Annotated in this window: 19 protein-coding genes; 7 read left to right on the top strand and 12 right to left on the bottom strand. The window is 51.6% G+C overall.

What is annotated here, in order from left to right; genetic code table 11:
- Positions 1-42: 42 nt before the first annotated feature.
- The 12 genes from ACV7NC_RS10435 to ACV7NC_RS10490 all read right to left on the bottom strand — a co-directional run bounded on the left by ACV7NC_RS10435 (position 43) and on the right by ACV7NC_RS10490 (position 9,045).
- Positions 43-1,074, bottom strand: a complete 1,032-nt coding sequence (locus ACV7NC_RS10435) for a VanZ family protein (RefSeq protein ID WP_458152513.1) — start codon at positions 1,072-1,074, stop codon at positions 43-45.
- A gap of 267 nt (positions 1,075-1,341) precedes the next feature.
- Complete coding sequence (locus ACV7NC_RS10440) at positions 1,342-1,887, bottom strand: DNA-deoxyinosine glycosylase (RefSeq protein WP_458152514.1); 546 nt, start codon at positions 1,885-1,887, stop codon at positions 1,342-1,344.
- Positions 1,888-1,903: 16 nt separating this feature from the next.
- On the bottom strand, positions 1,904-2,641 hold the full coding sequence (locus tag ACV7NC_RS10445) for a 2,3-bisphosphoglycerate-dependent phosphoglycerate mutase (protein WP_458152515.1): 738 nt from the start codon (positions 2,639-2,641) through the stop codon (positions 1,904-1,906).
- Positions 2,641-3,738, bottom strand: a complete 1,098-nt coding sequence (locus ACV7NC_RS10450) for a fatty acid desaturase family protein (protein WP_458152516.1) — start codon at positions 3,736-3,738, stop codon at positions 2,641-2,643. The genes ACV7NC_RS10445 and ACV7NC_RS10450 overlap by 1 nt, the downstream gene beginning before the upstream one ends.
- Positions 3,735-4,190 carry an HIT family protein gene (locus ACV7NC_RS10455; protein WP_458152517.1) on the bottom strand — a complete coding sequence of 152 codons (456 nt, stop codon included), beginning with the start codon at positions 4,188-4,190 and terminating at the stop codon, positions 3,735-3,737. The genes ACV7NC_RS10450 and ACV7NC_RS10455 overlap by 4 nt, the downstream gene beginning before the upstream one ends.
- Before the next feature lie 9 nt (positions 4,191-4,199).
- Positions 4,200-4,946, bottom strand: a complete 747-nt coding sequence (locus tag ACV7NC_RS10460) for a phosphocholine cytidylyltransferase family protein (protein ID WP_458152518.1) — start codon at positions 4,944-4,946, stop codon at positions 4,200-4,202.
- 72 nt (positions 4,947-5,018) lie between these two features.
- The gene (locus ACV7NC_RS10465) at positions 5,019-6,176 is read right to left on the bottom strand and encodes a cysteine desulfurase family protein (RefSeq protein WP_458152519.1); all 1,158 of its coding nucleotides are present in this window, start codon (positions 6,174-6,176) and stop codon (positions 5,019-5,021) included.
- A gap of 54 nt (positions 6,177-6,230) precedes the next feature.
- Positions 6,231-6,542 (bottom strand): nucleotidyltransferase family protein, encoded by a 312-nt coding sequence (locus ACV7NC_RS10470; protein WP_458152520.1) that lies wholly within the window; start codon positions 6,540-6,542, stop codon positions 6,231-6,233.
- A gap of 136 nt (positions 6,543-6,678) precedes the next feature.
- Positions 6,679-7,035 (bottom strand): Rap1a/Tai family immunity protein, encoded by a 357-nt coding sequence (locus ACV7NC_RS10475; RefSeq protein WP_307932794.1) that lies wholly within the window; start codon positions 7,033-7,035, stop codon positions 6,679-6,681.
- Between the two features lie 80 nt (positions 7,036-7,115).
- Positions 7,116-7,595, bottom strand: a complete 480-nt coding sequence (locus ACV7NC_RS10480; RefSeq protein WP_307932795.1) for a hypothetical protein — start codon at positions 7,593-7,595, stop codon at positions 7,116-7,118.
- The gene (locus ACV7NC_RS10485; protein ID WP_458152521.1) at positions 7,588-8,298 is read right to left on the bottom strand and encodes a hypothetical protein; all 711 of its coding nucleotides are present in this window, start codon (positions 8,296-8,298) and stop codon (positions 7,588-7,590) included. The genes ACV7NC_RS10480 and ACV7NC_RS10485 overlap by 8 nt, the downstream gene beginning before the upstream one ends.
- Positions 8,299-8,427: 129 nt before the next feature.
- On the bottom strand, positions 8,428-9,045 hold the full coding sequence (locus tag ACV7NC_RS10490) for a DNA-3-methyladenine glycosylase family protein (RefSeq protein ID WP_458152522.1): 618 nt from the start codon (positions 9,043-9,045) through the stop codon (positions 8,428-8,430).
- Positions 9,046-9,358: 313 nt separating this feature from the next.
- Between ACV7NC_RS10490 and mraZ the strand changes: the two genes are divergently transcribed.
- Genes mraZ through mraY form a run of 7 tightly spaced genes read left to right on the top strand, consistent with a single transcriptional unit; the run spans position 9,359 to position 16,828 of the window.
- Positions 9,359-9,805 (top strand): division/cell wall cluster transcriptional repressor MraZ, encoded by a 447-nt coding sequence (mraZ, locus tag ACV7NC_RS10495; protein ID WP_458152523.1) that lies wholly within the window; start codon positions 9,359-9,361, stop codon positions 9,803-9,805.
- Positions 9,806-9,826: 21 nt separating this feature from the next.
- The gene (gene rsmH, locus ACV7NC_RS10500; protein WP_458152524.1) at positions 9,827-10,789 is read left to right on the top strand and encodes a 16S rRNA (cytosine(1402)-N(4))-methyltransferase RsmH; all 963 of its coding nucleotides are present in this window, start codon (positions 9,827-9,829) and stop codon (positions 10,787-10,789) included.
- Entirely contained in the window at positions 10,777-11,079 is a 303-nt protein-coding gene (gene ftsL, locus ACV7NC_RS10505; protein WP_458152526.1) for a cell division protein FtsL, read from the top strand. The genes rsmH and ftsL overlap by 13 nt, the downstream gene beginning before the upstream one ends.
- Positions 11,072-12,802 carry a peptidoglycan D,D-transpeptidase FtsI family protein gene (locus tag ACV7NC_RS10510; protein WP_458152527.1) on the top strand — a complete coding sequence of 577 codons (1,731 nt, stop codon included), beginning with the start codon at positions 11,072-11,074 and terminating at the stop codon, positions 12,800-12,802. Before ftsL ends, ACV7NC_RS10510 begins: the two co-directional genes overlap by 8 nt.
- A 5-nt stretch (positions 12,803-12,807) precedes the next feature.
- Positions 12,808-14,352, top strand: a complete 1,545-nt coding sequence (locus ACV7NC_RS10515) for a UDP-N-acetylmuramoyl-L-alanyl-D-glutamate--2,6-diaminopimelate ligase (protein ID WP_458152528.1) — start codon at positions 12,808-12,810, stop codon at positions 14,350-14,352.
- Positions 14,349-15,752, top strand: coding sequence for a UDP-N-acetylmuramoyl-tripeptide--D-alanyl-D-alanine ligase (locus ACV7NC_RS10520; protein ID WP_458152529.1), 1,404 nt, complete (start codon positions 14,349-14,351; stop codon positions 15,750-15,752). The genes ACV7NC_RS10515 and ACV7NC_RS10520 overlap by 4 nt, the downstream gene beginning before the upstream one ends.
- Complete coding sequence (gene mraY / locus ACV7NC_RS10525; protein ID WP_458152530.1) at positions 15,743-16,828, top strand: phospho-N-acetylmuramoyl-pentapeptide-transferase; 1,086 nt, start codon at positions 15,743-15,745, stop codon at positions 16,826-16,828. The genes ACV7NC_RS10520 and mraY overlap by 10 nt, the downstream gene beginning before the upstream one ends.
- Positions 16,829-16,831 lie beyond the last annotated feature (3 nt).

The raw sequence follows: 16,831 nt of genomic DNA on the forward strand, positions 1-16,831 counted from the left end.
CCGTTGGGGAAGGGAAAGCGCGATTGGATTAATAGTCGCGGTTCATTTCCCGGCAATAACGACTTTTTTTCCAATAAAACCCAGGAATGTTGCCAACGCGATACCGGCAACAGCACCCGCGGTATCAATATAAAAATCGCTTGGCAACGGCGTGCGCCCTTCAATATATAACTGAGTTATTTCAGTTCCGGCTGCCAGCATCAAAATGACTACAATGATCTGAAAAATTGATCCATTGGCCATCATCACACGGAGAATCAGTCCTAAGAGAAAAAAGAAAAGCACATGGCCGGCTTTATCCAAATCCCACGGGATCATTGCTTTGAAAGCTTGGTTGTCCGCGCCGATCAGTGTGTTGATGCCGTCTAACAACGAAATCTTGATATCGTTCGGGAGGGTGGTGCCAGCCAGGATAGCAATCAAAGCAGCCAGCAACAGCACACGAAGCATCCGGGCGTTTTGACGTGTAAAAAGCAGTGAGCCGGTGAGAAGTAAGAAAAACCCACCCCAAGCCGTCAAAATAGTTTTTTTCACCGTTGGATAGATTTCGTTTTCCAGCACCGGAAAAACTTGAAGTTGTTTGACTTTCATAAGCCCGGTTGACTGACTTAATTGGGCATACAATGTGATCGTCTGGGTATCTTTGGCAATTGGAAAAGCCGCTTGATAGGTTTTCCAGTCTTTGTCGCCAGACAATTGGACAACGGTATGCGGCAGTCCCCAACGATCTGTTATTCCGTCATTTTGCGCCAGCAAAATTCTCGCCTTGCTCCAGGATTGTTTGCCTGGAATAACATTGATGCATTTAACCTCCGCAGATACCAGAATCATGGTGCCTGGTTTGACAGGAAATAAATCGTGCTGCACGCTGATAGCGGTTTTTGCATCATTGGAATGGATTGTGAGGACATTGCCCGAAATATCGACGTTATCGCTGCGGGCAGGGTGATATTTCCAAGTACCATCGCGTATATCCGGTCCGATGGGCTCATATTGATCAATCTGGGTATGCAATACCAGCGTTATTAGGGCTAGGAAGACAAACAGCAGGCAATTGAAATTAAATAGGGGCATATATCCGCATGGAAGAACCGTTGCTTGTTTGACGGCATGAGCCGTGAAAGTCAGTTATTAACATGTAGTGCGCAATATGCCCCTTTGATATGAGCGATTAAATAAAAAAGCTTCATCAAAAATATTGAATCATCAACGCCACATAGCCGGCTGCAAATATGACAAAAGCAATAATGACGAGTTTTTTCATTTCACGAATCCTCCCTGTTTTGAGTTGGAAATTAATTTGATTGCGGGCATTAGTTAAACGTATTCCATGCTGAGACGTCAAGTATTCCCGTTTTGTGTTTTGGGGATTGAAGCATCCGATGCTAACACCCGGTTAATGGTTTCATGCCAGATTTTAATCTTGTCTTCAATCGACCATCGGGCATTTGCCGGGCTGGTCGATGGTAAGCGCGATAGCTTCATGAACGTCAGCGTATGCGGCAACAGGACGTGGCGTTTAAAGCAGGCTTCGGCTTTGCTGCCGTTGAACAATATATGAGAGATGGCGGGGTGGTGTGAGAAAAAGCTGTGGAAGTCATTGATTGATTGGGTTCCGGCTTCTATGCTGGTATCCAGGCTGCCGGATCGTTTGCAGGATTTCAGCACGTCCCAGAGTGCGATTGGCGAAGCTTGCAAAACAGCAACTTTTTTATGATACGGCGCATCCGCCGGAATCCGCAAGAAGGCCGCCATAATTGGCCAGAAGGCATTGCGTTGATGGGCGTAATATTGCTTCGCAGCGAGTGAAGCTTCTCCGGGCATGCTGCCGAGGATCAGGATTCTGGCGTGACTGCCGGCAATCGGGGCAAAGCTGTGAATCAGCATCTTCTCTAATCAAAACTCAGCGCTGTTGATCCACATAAAAATGCCGCAATGCCCGGCCTTGATGATTCAATTCATAGACCAGGGGCCGTCCGGTGGCGAGTTTTTGCTTCATCACTTGCAGCGGTGTCAGCTGATCCAGCAGCATCCGCATCACCCGCAAGGTATTGCGGTGAGAAACGATCAAGATGCGTTTGCCCGCCTGGATTTCCGGCAGCAGGGTATCCAGCCAGTAGGGTGTAAGGCGCGCCAGTGTCTGCTGCATGCTTTCTCCAGCTGGCAGTTGTGATGGATCGATCCCTTGATACAACCGCTGATGACCCGGGTATCGGATATCGTCGCGGTGCAACACCGGCGGCATGGCGTCAAATTTGATTTGGCAACCGAGAATCGGCCAGATGCCGAATTGCTTGATGGCTGGCCAGCGCGCCATGCCTTCCAATGCGCCGTAATGCCGTTCGTTCAGCCGCCAGTTTTGAATAACCGGAATATCGAGCCGCATGGTCTCAAGCACGATACGCGCCGTCGTCGTGGCGCGTTGCAGCATCGAAGTAAAGCACAGATCAAAAGTGAATCCTGCTTGTTGCAATAACAGAGCGGCTTGTCTGGCTTCCTGCTCGCCTTTCGGACTTAAGGCGACATCGCTCCAGCCGGTGAAGATTTTGTCGCGGTTCCAGATGCTCTGGCCGTGCCGTAGCAATACCAGTCTGGTCATCAAGGATTGCACATTATCAGTTGCTGCTAGCGCTTGTCGCATCAGCCGTTTTGCTGCTGTGAAGCTTTCGCGGCGGCTTCCGAGGATTCCCGCCAAATTTGTTTAAGTGCCGGCCAAAGACCGCTGCGGAGGGTTTTGATGTACTGTGAGTTGTCGGTCAGCCGGGTGACCAAGCGGCGTTGCGCCCGGCCCAGATTATGGTACGGCATGCTCATGAACAAATGATGGGTGGCGTGATAACGCAACCCGACCGGCGCCCATAACGGCGTGACCAGGATATTGCCGGGAATGTTCACCGAATCGAGGTATTGCTCCGGCAATGTCATTTTGCGGTCGCCGGGGTTGCGGTATGCGTGCGCCGCCAGTGTGCGCAGCGAATTCAGAATGAATACGGATACCGCGATCAGGTACCACAATATCAGCACCGACAGCGGAAATACGCCGAACCAGACCAGCGCGATGACGCTGGCGCCGAATACAAAAGCACCGAGTTCTTGCTGTTGCCAGTTGAGATCGTTGCGGATAGCATCCGGCGCACGCCGGTAGGCCGGATCGATAGTTAACGATGAGGCGCGTTCCCACACAATTCTGCGCAATGGCGGTATCAGATAGGAAATGGGGGTGAGCAACACGAAACGGGCCGCCAATGCAATCGGGATCAAAAACGACAGCAGCACGTAAACCACCATTTCCGCCGGCTTGCGCGTGGCGAATGGCAGGTATTCGCCATCCGCGGTCGTGCCGTAGACATCCGGCTTGTGGTGGTCGTTGTGGACGCCATCGTAGGTAAACGACGGGATCATGAACGGAATGCCGCTCAGAATATTCCACACCAGGCGGAAATTGCGGAACGTGCCTTTTTTTAAATGCGCCAGCTCATGCACAAAGATCGCGGAGCGGTACAAGGCCAAGACCGCGACCACAAAACCGCCCAATTGCCATAACGAAAACAGCGGGGAAAACAGCGCCGTAAAAAATGCTGCCCAGCCGAGCGTGATATGAAACAGAAAATCGGTCCAGTAAATCCACGGATTCGGCGTCATCAAGTCACGCACCAGATGATGCGCTTCGCGCAACGGGAATTCCTTGACGTAAGGCTTTTTTTCTTCGGCAGCAGCCGGTTGCGCAGTGTCGTTCATGGCCAGCAAGACTGCAAAACATTGATGATCTGCTGGTTGACGGCGGCATCGGTGGCATTGACGTGACCCAGATTCGGCGCTGCCGGCCAACCGGCGTCGGTAAATTCCAAACCAGCGAAGGTTTCCGGCTGCGCGTAACGCGGTAGCACATGAAAATGCACATCCGGGTCGACCATCATCAGCATCAGATAGTTGATCTTGTCATAGTGAAACGCTTTGGTCAGCGCTGTTTCAATTGCGCGCGTGACTTCGTGCAGTTCGGTGAAGCTTGCTGTGCTCAACTGCGAGAACGCGGTGGCCGGTTCGTGCGCGGCCAGCACCAATGATCCCAATGTGACTTGCGCCGGGCGCAACAGTACCGACCAGTGCTGATAAGACCGGATAATCGTGTGCGGTGCGCCGAATTTGCGCATCGTGGCGTTGAATTCTGATGGAATCGAATGGCTTGTCATGTCCGGTTACTAACTGAAAATGATGCCCGCGCGCGATAAGTCCTCAATAAAATCGATCTCGCACCAGCGCAATCCATTGATTGAACAGGAATTGACTCGATGATCTTTGGCCAGCCGGTCGATGATCGACAGATACCATGACTTCAATTCCGCCGGGTGGCGCAGCGCTTCTTCCACCGCTTGCCGAAACAATCGCACACCGTCACCGCGAAAATAAATCAAGCCGATCGATTCCGCATTGACCTGATGCGGTGGCACGATTTTACTGACTTGTTGCACCCAACCAGCGGTATCCAGTTGTACTTTCATATCGTCGGCGTCGTAGCTGGTCTTGAAATCCACGCTGAGTGTAATCGGCGCCGGGGGTGAATTCAAGACTTTGCTCAGCAGAGCCGGTTCGATCACGGTATCGCCATTCAGGATCAAAAAATCGCTGTCCATTTCGCCACGCGCAATCCAGCAACTCGCGAGATTATCCGCGACTTCGTAAAAAGGATTGAACAGGATTTTGATGCCGGGATACTCCGCATACTGTTGGTGTAACAGCGCTTCGATCAATCCCACCTGGAAGCCGGTAATGACGGTAATGTTGTCGATCCCGGCGGCAAGTAATGCGTCAATTTGCCACGCCAGCACCGGTCTATCGGCGACCGGCAACAGGCATTTGGGTGTGTTCTCGGTTAGCGGCAGCAGCCGCCGTCCTTGTCCGGCGCTGAGAATGATGGCTTTGATCGGTTTCGCAGTTGGAATGGTCATGACTGGGTCGATGAATTGATGCGTTTTTATCAATCCGGCATTGTAGCGAAGTTTGATCGCCGCGATGCGTTTTTAAAGCGAAATGCTGCCAATTTGCCGTAAATCCGCAACAATGCGTTGCGCCGCGCGCAAAAAATCATCCACTTGCTCCGGCGTGTTGTCGCGGCCCAGGCTCACGCGCACCGCGCAGCGCGCCAGCATCGGATCGACACCCATCGCACTCAGCACATGGCTTTGACCCGGATGGATACTGGAACAAGCCGCCCCGGCAGCAACGGCAAAACCGGCTTTGTCGAGCTTCACCACCAGTGTATCGCCTTCGATATCCGGCAAGGCAAAATAGCAGGTATTCGGAATGCGCGCCGCCTGTCCGCCGAAAATCGTGGCGCCCATGCCGATCAATCCGGCTTCGAGTTGTTCGCGTAGCCGGGCGGTATGCTGCTCGGTTTCCGCCAGGCGAGCAACCGCCAATTCGCACGCCATGCCGAACCCGACGATCGCAGGCACGTTCTCGGTGCCGGAACGCAGGCCGTTTTCGTGTCCGCCTCCGTAAATCAAGGGTCTCAACAGCAAGCGTTTATCCACGATCAACGCCGCCGCGCCTTTTGGGCCGTAAATCTTGTGCGCGGATAGGGTCAGCGCATGAACATGAAGCGCGGCAAAATCCAGCGGAATTTTGCCCAACCCCTGCACTGCGTCGGTATGCACGTATCCACCCTGTGAACGCGCCAGCCCAGCAATCGCGGCGACATCCTGAATCACGCCGGTTTCGTTATTTGCCAGCATCACCGATACCACCCCCGGTTTATTCGCTTGCATTGCGGTTTCGGCAGCGGCCACATCGACTTGTCCGTCCGCATTGACCGCTAACTGATGTATGTTCCATGCCTCGCAACTACGCCGCGCAATCGCCTGCGCCGGTTTCAGCACGCACGGATGCTCGATCGCGCTGATGAATAGATTCCCCGGCTTCAAACTATCCACCGCACCGCGAATGAACAAATTATTCGCTTCCGAACCGCCGCTGGTGAAAATCACCTGCACCGGCTGCACCCCGACTGCCTCCGCTACTTGCTTGCGCGCCTTATCAATCGCCCGCCGCGCTTGGATGCCATAACTATGACGGCTCGACGCGTTGCCGAATTGCTGCTGAAAATACGGCAGCATTGCCTCCAGTACAGCATCGTCGACGCGGGTGGTGGCGTTGTGGTCGAAATAGACTGGTTCCATAAATTTTGAATGTGATCAATCGGTAAAGACCGTATGATAAACCTGAAGAGTGAGTTATGACGAACGCGCATTGACCAAAACCACATGCGCCTGTTGAATATTGTCGCGAAACTGTGCCGGGATTTCATCCCAGACGAATAAATCGACCCGGAACGGCAGCTGACTTTCTTCCAATGCTTCTTTCAATGCGGCGACAGACCGCTTGTGCTCCGCGGATGCAAAAACCGCCAAATCCAAATCGGATTGCGGGCGCACCGTTCCTTTGATGCGCGAACCGTAAGCCCAAACCGTCACGCCCGGCAGATAGTCATTCAGCAGATCGAGCAGGATTTTGCGCTGATCCGGCGTAACATCAAGAGCTTGCATTACCGCGCTGCCTGCTTGCTGAGCGACTGATAAAGCGCAGTGGCATCGCGAATAAAATCGCCCATCAGCGACAAACACGCTTTTGCTTTCTCACTTGCCAAATTAGCCCTATGGTACGAGAGAAAATCGAGATCGCCTATCGCTGTTGGCACGGATAGGTGGCTACGAGTGCCTTGAGGACAGCCGCGCGAGCTGAAATGTCTGCGACTGTTGGATTTTGCTGTAACCAACGAGTGACGGCCTTGAGTGTTTGTTCGCCGGAAATTTCACTCGGCGGGCAAATGAATTGCCTTTGATCTGGTTTCATACTTTGCATTATGAGAATACCATCCACTATCCCGGTGAGGTAGCCAGAACAATGGAGGCTTTTCATCGCTTCCTGAACGCCAGCACCCGGATTGGCACTGCAGTTCGAATAGATTTCCTCAGCACGGTCGTAACCGAACGCGCTGAGGGGAAATGATAGGGCTAAAACCAAAGCTAGGGTACGCATGATGAAGTCTCCAATAAGGGGCTAACGAAAAGCTTGAGCACCGATGTAGCGAGTCCGTCTCGTAGCGCTTGTGGGTGCTGCTATTTGCATGTGCCCGAGTAGACTGTGCCGGATGATAAACCGATAAACGCCTTTTCGTGATCTTTTTGCCATTCATGGACAATCACGAGATCGGTCGTCGCCTTGCCGGTCGGTGAAGAAGCAGACAGCACTTCAAAGTTCCGAGAACTGTCACCTTGGGTAATTATTTTTACCTCTCTTGCTGTCGAATTACTGAGGGGGCGGCCAATTATTTTTCCTGTTCTTCGATCGATACCAAATGTATTTCCGACCTCGATAGGATTTTCATATGACTTTAGATTTCCATCGTTGGTCACGGAAAGTTCTTGTTTGATCGTACAAACATACTCTAATGGGCCGGCATCACAAACTACCGGCGCCAATAACGAGAAGAATAAGAAAGTGCGATTTATGCGATGCCTAATGTCGAAGGTAACGAGGATACAAGCAGCCGGATTCGTCAACTGTTTGTGTGTTTCTGTTTTTGCAGTGTTATGCATTGTCTTCCAGTGGTATGGGGTGTAGAGCAACATAGACCTGATCTGAAAAGTGTTCAAGAAATTTCTTAACGCTATCGAGGCTTTCTTTCGCGTACTCAGCTGACGGTACTGCGTAACTATGGTGAAGGTCTCTGTATACGAATAGTCCCTTGCTTTTGTATTCGGATTCGCTCTTGCAATGGAGAGAATTTGGAAGCTTGTCGACACTGCCATCGTGGTGAGCTAACGCGTGCCGAAAATTCATGATCTCGTCAAGGCGGGTACGGAGGTCCTTGTCGGGAAATGCGGTCAAGTTCAGTGTTCTTGAAAAGAATAAATCCATCTGATTGAGGAAGTTCCCGGCGCGTAGCTCTTGAAGACTAAAAGGTAGCTTTTTTTCGCGGCGAGTGTATTCGGCGAGATCCTTAACACATGACTCAAATACGGACCAGAGAGATACGATGAAACCCCCGCGAAGGACCTTCGGAAATAGCTCGTCCACTATGCTTTTCAACTGATGTTGTTCGTACTTGATGTCCTCGTCAGCCATCATGCGAGCTTTGTGTTTGAGACGTGCATCTAGGCGGATTGTGTGCTGGCCCTTAAGGTGTTCAAGTTGTTCTTCGATTGCTTCGCGAACCTTTTGGAGCCCGGCCATTCGCAGGCTTGGGCCTGGAAATGTGATGCTCTGCCGACACAGTTCTTCAAGCGATACAGATGACATACTGTTGCCTAAGACGCATAACTAGAATTAGAACGTTAATTTTTATAAGAATCATAAATAATCAATAATTTAGAAATGATGTTATTTTTATTGTACCTTACATAATTGATAGCATATAACCAAATCCCTTCAATACGCCACCGGCAGCGGATCCAGGCTGCGCCATAAGTACCAGGTGGCAACCGAACGCCACGGTTGCCACGGTTTGGCGGTTTCGATCAGGGTGTTTTTGTCGACGGCTTGCTTGTCGAAGTAATGCAGGCTGATTGCGCGTTGCAGGCCGATGTCGTCGAGTGGCAGCACGTCCGGGCGGTGCAGGTAGAATATCAAAAACATTTCTGCGGTCCAGCGGCCGATGCCTTTGACCTGAATCAGTTGCTTGATGATGGTTTCATCGTCCAAGTTTTCCCATGCGGTTTCATTCAAGTCGCCTTCGCGGAAGTGCCGCGACAGGTCGTGCAGGTACATCACTTTTCGCGCGGACAATCCACACGATCTCAATAATTCTTGTTCGGCTGCAGCGATCGTGTGCGGGGTGATTGCGGGAATCGCTGCGATGACCCGTTGCCACACGCTTTCCGCGGCTTTGACGGAGATTTGCTGGCCGACGATCGAACGCGCCAGCGTGGTGAACGCACAGCCGCGCGATTCCAGCGTGGCATCGACGAATTGCGCGATCAAGTGCTGCATGACGGCATCGCGGGCGGCCAGTTCTTGGGTCGCTTGCGTCCAATAAGCGGGTGTCATCGGCGGTTAAAGTGGGAAATTGAAGCCGCGAGTGTGCATTTTTTTACCCGAGAAAACAATCCCGCTCTTTCCCATTGCTTCCATCAAATTGATAACTCACATTTCATTTTTCTCCTATCTATCTTATTTATTTGAACATTTTATTGCCTTCCGGGCGGCAAGCCGCAACAGCATTAAGTCTTTGTCGCATAACTATAAAAACCCAATTTCCTGCTTGACTAACGCGGATTTTTTGATTAAAGTGGGGGTTAGTGGGAGAATGTGGGAAAATTTGGTGGGCCTCGATGAATTTTCCGTAATATGAGGAGACAGCATGTTTCGTGGCGTCACGCAGCTCAGTCTGGATGCAAAAGGTAGGCTTGCGATACCCGCAAGATATCGTAGCGAGCTGATGTCTTCTTGCTCTGGGCACTTGATCGTGACGGTTGATCCTTCCAAGTGTTTGCTGATTTATCCCCAGCCAGCCTGGGAACCGATAGAACAAAAACTCAATAATCTTTCCAGTTTTGATCCAGTAATCCGCAACTTGCAAAGGCTGTTGATGGGTAATGCTTGCGATGTCGAGATGGATGGCGCCGGACGCATTTTGGTAGCGCCGCCGTTGCGTCAATTTGCCGGTTTATCCAAGGACGTGGTGCTGGTGGGGCAGGGCAACAAATTTGAACTGTGGGATGCCGTGCAGTGGGGTGTGCAACTTGAAACTGCAGTGACGCTCAAGAGCGGCGATATGCCACCTGAGCTGAATGGATTTTCGCTGTAAGCGATCCAGAAAAAGCAGCGGATGCATAAGCCGGTATTGTTGCATGAAGCCGTTGATGCCTTGGCGGTCAAGCCGGAGGGTGTATACGTGGATGCAACCTTTGGCCGCGGCGGGCATAGCCGCCTGATTTTGTCAAAATTGGGTGAGCGCGGCCGGTTGATTGCGCTGGATAGAGATCCTGCGGCGGTCAAAGCGGCGGAAGCAATTGAGGATTCTCGGTTTTGCATACGCCACGGCAGTTTCTCGCAAATGCGGCAGGTGGTAGAGATGCTTGGTGTGACTCAGGTTGATGGCATCTTGCTGGATTTGGGCGTGTCGTCCCCACAATTGGAAGAAATATCGCGCGGTTTCAGTTTTCGTGCGAGCGGGCCACTGGATATGCGCATGGATACATCCGCCGGTGAAACGGCGGCGGAATGGCTGGCGGTGGTGACTGCGGAGCAATTGGAACAAGTAATTAGGGAATACGGCGAGGAACGGTTTGCAAAATCCATCGCGCGGGCAATTGTGGCGGCGCGAGTGCAGCAACCGATTGTTACGACGAGCCAGCTTGCCGGAATTGTTGCGACAGTGGTGCGCGTCAAACAACGTGAAGGCGAGCATGGCAAGCATCCGGCGACGCGAACCTTTCAAGCGATACGGATTTATCTCAACCGGGAGCTGGAGGAGCTGGCGCAGGTGTTACCGCAGAGTGTGGACATATTGAAGCCGGGCGGACGGTTGGTGGTGATCAGCTTCCATTCGCTGGAAGACCGGATGGTGAAACAGTTTATGCGGAAAGCAGCGAGCGCGGACGAGCTGCCACGTGGCGTGCCGTTGCGGCAAAGCGAACTGAAAAGATTTAGCAAGCAATCGTTGCGGATGGTCGGTAAGGCAATTCGCCCCGGTGCGTTGGAAGTGGCGGAAAATGTCCGGGCAAGGAGTGCGGTGATGCGTGTGGCTGAAAAGATTCAATTTGACGGATCGGCGGAATGTTTAAGTTGAATATTTTTTTTGTCTTGATACTGATCGTATGCGCTCTGGGAGTGGTGACATCGCAGCACAGCGTGCGCAAGCTTTTCATGGCATTGGAGAAAGAAAAAGAGATCGAGCAGAAACTGGAAGTTGAATGGGGTCGATTACAACTGGAGCAAAGTACTTTAATCATGCATGGACGTATCGAACAGATCGCGAAAGAACATTTGAAGATGGTGGTGCCACCAGCTTCGAGTATTCAGATCGTGTCGATTAACGTCGCCGAAGATCGATCCAAAGCAGGAGGGCGTGATGATTAAGATGAAAACCGCGATCCCGCAAATCAAATTGTCGGCATGGCGTTCGATCCTGCTATTCAGCCTATTGGCGCTCGGTCTTATCAGTCTGGCGGTGCGCGCGGCGTATCTTCAGGGCATGCACAACGACTTCTTGCAGAAGAAAGGAGAGTCGCGCTATAGCCGGGTTGTCGAGATGAATGCGGACCGTGGCATGATTACCGATCGCAATGGCCATATTCTAGCGATCAGCTCACCGGTCGCTTCGATTTATGCCGATCCGAAAATGATCGAAATCGATCCAGAGAAACTCAAGCATTTAGCGCGTTTGCTGGAGATGGATAGCGCAGAAATCAATGCGCTGATCAATAAAGAAAACAGACGTTTTGTCTATCTTAAGCGGCATATTGTCCCGGATACCGCCGAGAAAATCATGAAGTTGAAGATCCGCGGGATCCATTTGCTCTATGAATCCAAGCGTTATTATCCGGAAAGCGAGTTTGCCGCGCATGTTTTGGGATTCACCGATATTAATGACGAAGGTCAGGAAGGCGTCGAACGCGGCTGGCAGGATTTGCTCGCGGGTGAGCTGGGCCGCCGCCGGGTATTGAAGGACAACAAAGGCCAGATTATTGAAGATGTCGAAAACATCCGCCCGCCCAAGCCCGGTCAAGATCTGGTGTTATCGATTGACCGCAGGATTCAATATCGTGCGCATGCGGAATTGAAAAACGCGGTTCTGGAAAATCGCGCCAAAGCCGGCAGCATCGTTGTGCTGGATGCGCAAACCGGGGAGATTTTGGCGCTCACCAATCTGCCCGCCTACAATCCAAACCGGCGGTCGTCGATCACCAATGAAAGACTTCGTAATCGGGCATTAATCGACACTTTTGAACCCGGCTCGACGTTAAAGCCATTTACCGTGGCGATGGCGATGGAAGTCGGAAAAGTAAACTCGAATACCGTATTTCATACAGCACCGGGGACGTGGCAAGTCGGTAAAAAAACCATTCGGGATGTGAGCAACAAAGGCGATCTGACGGTTGCGCAAATCATTCAGCAATCGAGCAACGTCGGAACTGCCAAGATCGCATTGTCTCTGGAACCGCAGACCATGTGGGAAATGTTTAATCGCTCCGGTTTCGGCGCCTTGACTAACTCCGGTTTTCCCGGTGAAGCCAGCGGCATTCTTCGGCCTTACAACAAATGGCGTCCGATCGAACAAGCCACCATGTCATACGGACACGGCATTTCCACCAGCCTGATGCAATTGGCCCGAGCCTACACAATCTTTGCCAGCGGTGGCGAATTGAAGCCGGTTTCGCTATTGAAACAAAACATGCCGGTGATGGGACAGCGGGTTATTTCCCGTGATACCGCTACGGCCATGAGCCAGATGCTGGAAATGGCGACGAAACCTGGCGGAACTGCGCCATTGGCGCAAATCAGCGGATACCGTGTTGCCGGTAAAACCGGAACGGCGCATAAACTGGTTGATGGCAATTATGCTAACAAACGCTATATCTCAACGTTTGTTGGTTTTGCTCCGGTATCGAATCCGCGCCTGATTATTGCGGTGATGATCGATGAACCTTCCGCAGGTAAGTATTTCGGTGGCGCAGTCGCAGCTCCGGTTTTCAACAGGGTAATGTCAAGCGCGTTGCGCATTTTGAATATACCGCCCGATGCGCCCGCAAACAATGTCATTACTTTTACCGCAACGCCGGAAATAGGTGACGAGGGATGAGCGTAATGACGGCAAATCGAAACACACCAAGCGTGTTTGATCCCCAGCGAATTGATGAATTGGGGGTTGTGATCAAAAATCTGGTTGTTGACAGCCGGAAAGTAAAACCCGGGGATACATTCCTGGCGTACGCGGGTGAGACAACCGATGGCCGGAAATACATCCCGCAGGCAATAATGGCGGGCGCCAATGCGATATTATGGGATCCGCACAATTTTTCCTGGAATCCGAATTGGCATATACCCTCGTTGCCGATCGAATCATTAAGGGCGAATGCCGGGTTGATTGCCAGCCATGTTTATGGGCATCCATCGGAAAAATTATGGATGGTCGGAATTACCGGGACGAACGGTAAAACCTCTTGCAGTCATTGGTATGCGCAAGCAATGTCGAGCTTGGGAAGGAAAACCGCCGTGATTGGGACGCTTGGCAGCGGATTTTGCGGCGATCTGGATATTTCGGAAAATACCACGCCCGATGCGACGGTACTGCAGCGATCGTTAGCGCAATATGTCGAACAAGGCGCGCAAGCTGCCGTGATGGAAGTTTCTTCGCATGGCCTGGTGCAAGGACGGATCAACGGTACGGCTTTATCCATCGCGATGCTGACCAATTTATCGCGCGACCATCTGGATTATCATCAGGATATGGATGCCTATGCTGCCGCCAAGGCGCGCTTGTTTTTCTGGCCGGGATTAAAATACGCGGTGATCAATATGGATGATGTGCTGGGTGTTGAGTTATCACGGCAGATCACTGATAAATCGACAAAAATCCTGGGTTACGGCTTTTACTACCCGGAAAAGCGTTATCCCGATTCATTGAGTATGGTCTATGGTTCCAATCTAAAATTTGATATCGATGGGCTGGAGTTTGATATCGAATTTGAGGATAATCACGGACATTTAAAAGTCGGTTTGCTGGGTAAATTCAATGCATCCAATTTGCTTGCAGTCGCTGCGGCGTTGCTGGCAAGCGGAATTCGATTGCCCGATGTGGTCCGGGCGCTTCAATCTGTGCAACCCATACCGGGAAGGATGGAGAAATACGGAGGGGTTGACCAGCCGATTGTCATAGTGGATTACGCGCATACTCCCGATGCTCTGGAGAAGGTACTGTGCACCTTGCGGGAATTATTGCGGACAATGAACCAAACCGGCGAAATAACAAAACGAGGAAGATTGTTTAGCGTAGTCGGCTGCGGCGGCGATCGCGATAGAGGAAAACGCGCGTTGATCGGAGAGGTTGCAACCCGGCTGGCGGATGAGGTTATTTTTACCAGCGACAATCCGCGTTCGGAAGATCCCATGGGGATTATTAAAGAAATTGTTGACGGCACCGCGAAAACGAATTACCAAATTGAAATAGAACGAGCGCTGGCAATCTATCAAGCCATCGCCAATGCGCGCAAAGGGGACATTGTCCTGATTGCCGGCAAAGGCCATGAAAAATTCCAGGAAATCAAAGGTAAGAAAATTCCATTTAGTGATGCGGATGTGGTGCAGCAAGTATTGAAAGATGTGGCCGAAAAGGTGCGGGTGCAGCCATGATGACGGTTCATGAAGCCGCATCGATCCTGCAAGCCGAGTGGAACGGCCTGGATGCGCTGATTAAGGGAGTCAGTACCGACAGCCGCACGCTTGCAGCAGGCGATCTCTTCGTGGCATTAACCGGTGAGAAATTCGACGGCAGCCGTTTCGTGCAGAGCGCCAAACTTAAAGGCGCGGTCGCCGCGATGATTCCGCTGACAACCGCGAGTGCTGATCTGCCGCAGGATTATCCATTGATCCGCGTGACGGATACGCGGGTGGGTTTGGGACGGCTGGCGGCACAATGGCGGAATCGCTTTGTAATGCCGGTGATCGGTGTTACCGGCAGTAACGGAAAAACCACCACCAAAGAAATGATCGCAGCCATATTGCGCAAAGCAACAGCGGCGGAATTCACTTTGCTTGCCGGGCAGAACGAAGGAGTGCTGGCCACCGAGGGCAATCTGAATAACGATATCGGCGTGCCGCAAATGCTACTGCGGATGCGGCATCACCATCGCTATGCCGTGATTGAAATGGGCATGAATCATGTCGGTGAAATTGCTTACTTGACGAAATTGACCAGACCCGATGTCGCGGTGATTACCAATGCCGGATCAGCGCATATCGAGGGTCTAGGCTCCATTGCAGCCGTAGCGCAAGCCAAGGGAGAAATATTCAACGGACTGGGGCCGCAAGGAATTGCAGTTATCAATGCCGATGATCCCTATGCCGCATTGTGGCGGGAGCTGGCCGGTGACCGTCAAATCATCGATTTTGGTTTACAGGAACCAGCGCAAGTGCGCGCGCAGTTTCAAACCGGACTGGAAAACAATCAAATGCAGTTTCATTTGCCAGGCGGAACTGTAGAATTAAAACTGTACGCATTAGGAAAACACAATATCTACAATGCGTTAGCAGCTGCCGCCGCTACCTATGCAATCGGCATAACGAATGCATCGATTGCCGCCGGATTGGAGTCGTTCCGTGGAGTTCAGGGACGCTTGCAGAAGAAATGCGGTTTGCATCATGCGTTGCTGATCGACGATACCTATAACGCTAATCCTGATTCGGTGAGAGCGGCATTGGCGGTATTGGCCGCCGCGAAAGGTAAAAAAATATTGGTGCTGGGTGATATGGGAGAGCTGGGCCATTCGGCGATTGATTTACATCGCACCATCGGACGCGATGCGCGCAATGCCGGATTGGATCAATTGTTAACCTTGGGCGAATTGAGTGTCTATGCTGCGGAAGAGTTCGGTAAAGGCGCGCGGCATTTCGAATCGATCGATGAATTGCTGGGCGTTACTGAGAATTTACTGGCAGAGGATGTCACTTTGCTGGTGAAAGGTTCACGCTTTATGCATATGGAACGGGTGGTTAAACAGTTGGAACAGCCAGAGGGGCTGCCATGCTGCTGACATTATCGCAATGGTTGGCACAGGATATTCGAGCATTCAATGTTTTTAGCTACATCACCCTGCGAACAGTCATGGCGACATTAACCGCGCTGGTGCTATCGTTCATTATCGGCCCGTATATGATACGCAAGCTGACCGCCTACAAGATCGGACAATCCGTGCGTGATGACGGTCCGCAGACGCATCTGGTAAAAATGGGCACCCCGACAATGGGAGGCGCGTTAATCCTGATGTCGATCGTTTTGACCACCTTGCTGTGGTCGGATCTGAGTAATCGCTATATCTGGGTGGTTCTGTTAACCACCCTGGGTTTTGGCGTGATAGGCTGGATCGACGATTATCGCAAGGTCGTGCATCGTAATCCGAAGGGTCTTTCGGCGAAATCAAAATTCTTCTGGCAATCGGTTATCGCTACCGGCGTGGCGATGTATCTGGTTTCTACCGCTGAATTGCCGGAACAAACCGATATGATCGTGCCCTTTTTTAAGGAAGTGGCGATTTCTTTGGGGACAATCGGGTTTGTCGTGTTGACCTATTTTGTCATTGTCGGTACCAGTAATGCGGTGAACCTGACCGATGGGCTGGACGGATTGGCGATCATGCCGACGGTCATGATCAGCAGCGCGCTCGCGGTTTTTGCTTATGTCACCGGTCATGTGGTGTTTGCCAAGTATTTAGGTATTCCTTATATCCCCAACGTTGGAGAATTGTCGGTATTTTGCGGAGCAATGGCCGGCGCAGGTTTGGCGTTTCTTTGGTTTAACGCTTATCCCGCGGAAGTGTTCATGGGCGATGTCGGCGCGTTGGCGTTAGGCGCCGCATTGGGGGTGGTGACCGTGATTGTGCGCCAGGAAATCGTGCTGGTGATCATGGGGGGCGTTTTCGTTGTGGAAGCGCTATCGGTGATGTTGCAAGTGGCATCGTTTAAATTGTTGGGGCGGCGCGTGTTTCGCATGGCGCCGCTACATCATCATTTTGAATTGAAAGGCTGGAAAGAGAATCAAGTGGTCGTGCGCTTCTGGATTATCACCATTATTTTGGTATTGATAGGTCTGTCGACATTGAAATTAAGATGAACC

The organism is Nitrosomonas limosa, from assembly GCF_054188085.1.